The organism is Actinocrinis sp., assembly GCF_035938995.1.
GTDB lineage: Bacteria > Actinomycetota > Actinomycetes > Streptomycetales > Catenulisporaceae > DASZGI01.
The window spans coordinates 1-5,839 of record NZ_DASZGI010000387.1 but is presented as its reverse complement, the minus strand read 5'-3'; the positions used below and the strand labels follow the sequence as shown (position 1 = coordinate 5,839).

General features: G+C 68.1%; 6 protein-coding genes. 3 read left to right on the top strand and 3 right to left on the bottom strand.

Going from position 1 to position 5,839, the window contains the following annotated elements; translation table 11 throughout:
- Positions 1 to 470: 470 nt before the first annotated feature.
- On the top strand, positions 471 to 1,373 hold the full coding sequence (locus VGZ32_RS26760; protein ID WP_326888987.1) for an NADP-dependent oxidoreductase: 903 nt from the start codon (positions 471 to 473) through the stop codon (positions 1,371 to 1,373).
- A gap of 86 nt (positions 1,374 to 1,459) precedes the next feature.
- On the opposite strand, the gene VGZ32_RS26755 is transcribed toward VGZ32_RS26760, so the two are convergent.
- From VGZ32_RS26755 to VGZ32_RS26745, 3 genes are all read right to left on the bottom strand, one after another.
- On the bottom strand, positions 1,460 to 2,107 hold the full coding sequence (locus tag VGZ32_RS26755; protein ID WP_326888986.1) for a hypothetical protein: 648 nt from the start codon (positions 2,105 to 2,107) through the stop codon (positions 1,460 to 1,462).
- Positions 2,108 to 2,314: 207 nt separating this feature from the next.
- A complete protein-coding gene (locus VGZ32_RS26750) occupies positions 2,315 to 2,845 on the bottom strand; it encodes an SRPBCC family protein (protein WP_326888985.1) in 531 nt (176 codons plus the stop codon).
- 2 nt (positions 2,846 to 2,847) lie between these two features.
- On the bottom strand, positions 2,848 to 3,339 hold the full coding sequence (locus tag VGZ32_RS26745) for a MarR family winged helix-turn-helix transcriptional regulator (protein ID WP_326888984.1): 492 nt from the start codon (positions 3,337 to 3,339) through the stop codon (positions 2,848 to 2,850).
- A gap of 207 nt (positions 3,340 to 3,546) precedes the next feature.
- Here VGZ32_RS26745 and VGZ32_RS26740 point away from each other — a divergent pair, with 207 nt between their 5' ends.
- Both VGZ32_RS26740 and VGZ32_RS26735 read left to right on the top strand, forming a co-directional pair.
- On the top strand, positions 3,547 to 4,134 hold the full coding sequence (locus VGZ32_RS26740) for a TetR/AcrR family transcriptional regulator (RefSeq protein ID WP_326888983.1): 588 nt from the start codon (positions 3,547 to 3,549) through the stop codon (positions 4,132 to 4,134).
- A gap of 91 nt (positions 4,135 to 4,225) precedes the next feature.
- Positions 4,226 to 5,788 (top strand): MFS transporter, encoded by a 1,563-nt coding sequence (locus VGZ32_RS26735; protein WP_326888982.1) that lies wholly within the window; start codon positions 4,226 to 4,228, stop codon positions 5,786 to 5,788.
- Positions 5,789 to 5,839: the final 51 nt, after the last annotated feature.

Here is a 5,839-nt window from a genome sequence, read left to right as displayed (position 1 = left end):
TTCAGGTCCGGTAGGTCCGCCACCATACGGTTGCGCGCTGCCGCGACATTCCGCACAAACTCATCGACCAGCCCTGGCGCTTTGGCCATCCGGTCGGCGTCAACCAACGTCGCCTTAGCCATTCGAACCCCCTGACCTCTGAGTTCTTTCCTTGGTCGAGGTGATCGGCGTCCGCACGCCGACCCCATCAGTCACACGCTATTCAGACCAAATCCCCTGTCAGGTTCGGCGGAGCGCGTGTGCCCGAACGGACACTGCCGGATGCCTCCTGCTGTCAGTCGCATGACGAGTCCGGGCACTCGCCGCATCTGCTCCACGCTCAAGCTCGTGTGCCTCTCCTCTCGTTTCTCGCCACGTGCGAGTTCTTGAGCTGTCCTGTTGGCTGACGTGTGTCCACAGCGATCATGTCGCGGCCGGGCTGGCAGACTGTCGGCAGCGCGACGCGGGGCAGAGAAGAGATTGGAGCAATCGTGAAGGCGGTCGGTTTCAGCCGGTTCGGCGGTCCGGAGGTCCTTGAGATCGTGGATCTGCCCGATCCGCATCCGGGTCCCGGCCAGGTCCGTATTGCTGTACGCGCAGCCGGCGTCAACGCGAGCGATTGGAAGAAACGCAAGGGCCTGATGGACCCGCAACTCCCGCAGACTCTGGGCTATGAGGCCGCGGGCGTCGTCGACGAGCTTGGCGAGGATGTTGCGGACGTGGCCGTCGGCGATCGCGTGTTCGGCTTCTCCATCGACCCGGCGGCTCAGGCCGAGTTGGTGGTGCTGTCCCACTACGCACCGATCCCGCCGTCGCTTGACTTCCCTGGCGCGGCCGCGCTGCCAGCCGCCATCGAGACGGCCGCGCGCGCCCTTGACCAACTCGGCGTCGGCAGCGGCAGCGCGCTGCTGATCAACGGCGCTTCCGGAAGCGTGGGCAGCGCCGCGGTTCAGCTCGCCGTGGCGCGCGGGGCACGGGTGATCGGCACCGCCAGTCCGGCAAACCACGAGTACCTTCGCTCGCTGGGGGCCGAGCCCGTCGCCTACGGCGACGGCCTCGTCGAGCGAGTGCGCGCGCTCGCTGCCGGCGGCGTCGACCTCGCGCTCGACGTTGCCGGCAGCGGGGTACTTCCCGAGCTCATCGAGCTCGCCGGCGGTGTCGAGCACGTCATCACGGTCGCCGACTTCGACGGTGCCCAGCAGCACGGGGTCACGTTCAGCAGGGGCGACGCCGGCCGCGCGGTCTACGTGCTCGGCGAGATCGGCGAGCTGATCGAGTCCGGGCGCTTCTCGCCCCCGGTCGCGCAGACCTTCCCGCTCACCGAGGTTGCCGAGGCACACCGGGTGAGCGAGCAAGGCCACGTACGCGGGAAGCTCGTGCTGCTGGTCGGCTAACTCAGGCGGGAGGATGGCTGGGCGTATTGCCCCGATCCGCGGGCTTCAAGCCGCCTGGCTGACCCAGCCGGTGAAGACCCGCGATCTTAGCCTGTAGTCGCGAGCAGGTTCGTGCAGTAGGCAAGGACGTTGTTCTTCTTTCCTGCTGCCGCGATGACGGTTGCCCGGTCGGCCCCCTTAAGGACCGACGGCCAACTGTTCCCGGCCGCAACGACAGAACGGCACAGGTCGAGCAGGTGGAGTAGGCCGGGCGACGCGCTGACCGTCGTTGCGCCCGCGCTCGGCGCTGAGCCAGTCGCCACCGGGATCGTGCCTGGTGCCGTGCCCGTGGTCACCGGGGACGCACCTGGTGCCGTGCGCGTGGGTGCGGCGGTGATCGGGGGCGGTGCGGTGGGCGCGCGGCCGCTCGCACCACCTGCGGCGTCGGAGGCCGCACTCGGAGAGACGACGGCGGCCTCGGTCAGATTGGTCAGGGCGGGCGGCACGCGGGATCGTGCCCCCTGGTTGAACTCTGACACGCCCGTGGACGCGGCGGTGAGCTCGACAACTGCCAGCGACACCATCGCACTTGCCAGGATCAGGATCAGCCTGCGCCGCATCGGGAGCCTGGACGCGCTCGGTGAGAGATCGTCGTCCTTCGGCATGGCGCTCGCATGCGCGCCGCGATCGGCTCGGTCCCGCTCGGCGAGGTAAGAGGACGTGGCCTCATCGGCCAGCCGCCGGTACTCGGCCAACCGTCGGTGTGCCCCAAATCGGGCGAGAACCGCGTCTAGACCGGCACGCATAAGACCCCCATTCCCCGGCCCATGGGCATTATCGCTTGACCACACCGAGAGTGGCACCAGCAACAGCCATGCTCCCAGAAAGTCGCACGGCGTTGTGCTGACCCTATTTAGGCAGGCGCTATTCGGTCTGGCTCGGCTGCGCGACAGTGAGCTGTGTCAGGCGCCGTCGATCGTCGCGCTCTCGCCGAAGTGCGCCGCAAGGGCGGTGAGGTTCTTGCGCATGGTGGCGGTGTGGCCTATGACAAACCGCGAAATCACTCGGAACAGGATGTTGTACACCTGGCCGTTCTCCGTCACGCTGACCGACGTCGTACCGTCGGCCTGTGGCTCGAGTGTCCAGGTCCACGTGCCGCCGAAGGGCAGGCCGGTGTCGGTGATCCGGGTGATCAGGCGCTTGGGCGGGTCCGCTTCGGTGATCTCATAAGCGATATTTCCGTGCCGGTCGAACTCGCGCCAGCGCACCGTTCCGTCGTCGCTCGGCAGGAGTTCCACCTTCTTCAAGCCGGGTCGCCAGGTCGGCAGTTCGTTGATCCCGGTGATGACGCCCCAGACGGCTTGCGCAGGCTGATTCAGCCTGACGGCGCACGTTGCCTCGTGGTCGACCGGGAGCGCCCGGCCGACCAGCACGACCACGCCGACGCCGACGATGGCCAGCGCCACGAGGATGCCCACGACAGTCCAGAGCATGTTCAGTCCTCCTGTGTATCCGACTGGGTTGTGTTGTCATCCGCACGGTGAACGGATTTACCGGTCGGTCCGCCGGCCGCCGCAGCGGCGAGGATCCCGAGTCCGTCGACAGCCGCTTGCCGCTGCTGCGGCGTGAGCCGGTCGAGCAGCGCCCGCACCAGCTGCGGGTCCAGGACCGTGCTCGCCTGTTTCATCCGCTCGCCCGCCACGGTCAGCCGCAACTGGACCCGCCGGGCGTCGTGGGTGTCCTTCTCCCGCACCACCCACCCGCCGGCCACGAGCCGGTCGACCATCAGCGACATGGTCGAAGCCGTCACACCCTGATGCGCCGCGAGCTCTTTAAGCGGGATGCCCTTGTCGGCGGTCAGGTGGTCGAGCACGCTGGCCTGCCGTTCGCTGAGCACGTCGCTGCTGAGCGGATCGCGCCGGTGCCGCGTGTGGCAGGCGAAGTAGATCTGCGGGTAGTAGGCCAGGACACGTTGCACGTCGTCCACGGGGGAAAGCCTCGCACAGATAGTTTGATTGGTCAAATCAAATCATCTTCGCCCGACGGCGCCGCCCGCCCCAGCAATCCCCCAGCGCTGACCAGCACTGAGACCAGACCGGCCATCACAGCCCAGCCGGGGAATAGTTCCGGGCCCGCCGCGCTTGTGGTGTACGAAACAGTTTCGTACACCTTGTGCTCGCGAGAGGAGGAGGCCATGGAGACCACCGCCACAACGCTCAAGCTCGACCCGGAGCGCGAGCAGGCCATACTCTGCGCGACCCTCGAGGTGCTGGCGGAGACAGGCTACGACGCCCTGCGCCTGGACACGATCGCCGCCCGCGCGAAGGCGAGCAAGGCCACGCTGTACCGGCACTGGCCGGGCAAGGCCGATCTGGTCGTCGCCGCGGTCAAGTGCTACAAGCAGGCCGATCTCGCCGCCGACACGGACACCGGCAGCCTTCGCGGCGACCTCCTGGCGGCCGTGCACGCCATACGGGACATGATGACCGGTCCCACGGGCCAGATCATGGCGGGCGTCATGATCGCGATGCAGCGGGACCCCGAGCTCGCCCAGACCGTGCGCGCGTCGATACTCCAGGACAAGCACCACCTCATCCGGCAGATGCTGGACCGGGCGATCGCCCGCGGCGAACTGCCCGCCGACACCGACCCCGAGATCTTCCCGGAGATCGCCCCCGCCGTGCTGTTCACGCGGATCTTCATCCAAGGAAGGCCCGCGGACGAGGCCTACCTGACCCGCCTCACCGACGACATTCTCATACCTCTGATGACCAGACACTGATCATCTGAACCCAAACCCGCCACGTACGGCCTGATCGGGCCGCGCGCTGATCGAGTGCTGTCTCATGACGCGCCCGGAAAGAGAGCAAATCATGTCAACCATCACCGAGCAGGCAGCCTCGGGGCGAGCATCATCGACGCCACAGCCGACGTCCACACAACTCGCGGCGCGGGCACCCTCGCCCGTCGGCACGCCCCGCGTCGCCCCCGATCCCCGCCGCTGGGCGGCACTCGGCATCATCGCCATCGCCCAGCTGATGATCGTGCTCGACGCGACGATCGTGAACATCGCGCTGCCCACGATGCAGCGCTCGCTGCACATCTCCGACGTGAACAAGCAGTGGGTCATCACCGCCTACGCCCTGGCCTTCGGCTCCATGCTGCTGCTCGGCGGACGCATCGCGGACTTCACCGGTCGAAAGCGGGCGTTCATCATCGGCCTGGTCGGCTTCGCAGCCGCCTCCGCACTCGGCGGCGCCGCGACCAACGAGGCCATGCTCTTCAGTGCCCGCGCCGTGCAGGGCCTGTTCGGCGCGCTGATGGCTCCCGCGGCACTCTCGCTGCTCACGGTCACCTTCACCGAGGCCAACGAGCGCGCGCGGGCATTCGGCGTCTACGGGGCCATCGCCGGCGGCGGCAGCGCAATCGGCCTGATCATGGGCGGCGTCTTGACCCAATACGCTTCGTGGCGCTGGACGCTGCTGGTCAACGTCCCGATCGCCGTGCTGGCCGCGTTCGCCGCGACCCGCGTCCTGGGCGAGAGCAAGGCCGGGGGCAACACCAAGTACGACATCCCCGGCGCCCTGACCTCGACCGCCGGTCTGGCGGCCCTGGTCTACGGCTTCAACAAGGCCAACACCGCCGGCTGGTCCTCGGCGACGACCCTCAGCCTCCTGATCGGCGGAATCGCTCTGCTCGCCCTGTTCGTCCTCGTCGAGCTGCGCGCCACGCACCCGCTGCTGCCGATGCGCGTCATCCTCGACCGCAACCGCGGCGGTTCGTTCCTCAGCTCCCTGCTGATGGGCGTGGGCATGTTCGGCGTGTTCGTCTTCCTCACGTACTACATGCAGCAGATCCTCGGATACTCCGCACTCAAGTCGGGCTTCGCGTTCCTTCCGTTCACCGGAGCCGTGGTCCTGGGCGCCGGCGTGTCGACCCGCTTCCTGCCCAGGTTCGGCCCCCGCATCCTGATGTTCGTCGGCTTCGTCCTGGCCACGGCCGGCATGGTGCTGTTCACCCGCCTCGGCGTGCACACCGCCTACGCCACGCACGTCGTCCCGGCGGAACTGGTGATGGCGTTCGGCATCGGCCTGTTCTTCGTGCCGCTCTCGTCCACCGCGCTGATCGGTGTCGCGAACCACGACGCCGGCGTCGCCTCCGCACTGGTCAACACGACCCAGCAGATCGGCGGCGCGCTCGGCACGGCGATGCTGGTGACCTTCGCCACCTCGGCCACGACGAACTACCTCACCACCCACCTCTCCCCGACCGCCAACGCGCACGCCCTGGCCGCGCAGGCCGCAGTGCACGGCTACACCGTCGCCTTCGCCTGGAGCGCCGCCATCCTCGCCACCGCAGCCGTGGTCGTCGGCCTGCTGGTCAAGGCTCGCCGCAACGACCTGGCCCAGCAAAGCAACGCAGTCCCGATCAGCTGATCAACGCCCCGACATACGCGGCCCGAGTCCTGCCCCGCAGGACTCGGGCCG

What these genes read in the sequence shown, in the direction of transcription:
- VGZ32_RS26740 (WP_326888983.1), top strand. Translation starts at nt 3,547, where the DNA reads ATGGAGACCACCGCCACAACGCTCAAGCTCGACCCGGAGCGCGAGCAG.
- VGZ32_RS26750 (WP_326888985.1), bottom strand. Translation starts at nt 2,845, where the DNA reads ATGCTCTGGACTGTCGTGGGCATCCTCGTGGCGCTGGCCATCGTCGGC.
- VGZ32_RS26735 (WP_326888982.1), top strand. Translation starts at nt 4,226, where the DNA reads ATGTCAACCATCACCGAGCAGGCAGCCTCGGGGCGAGCATCATCGACG.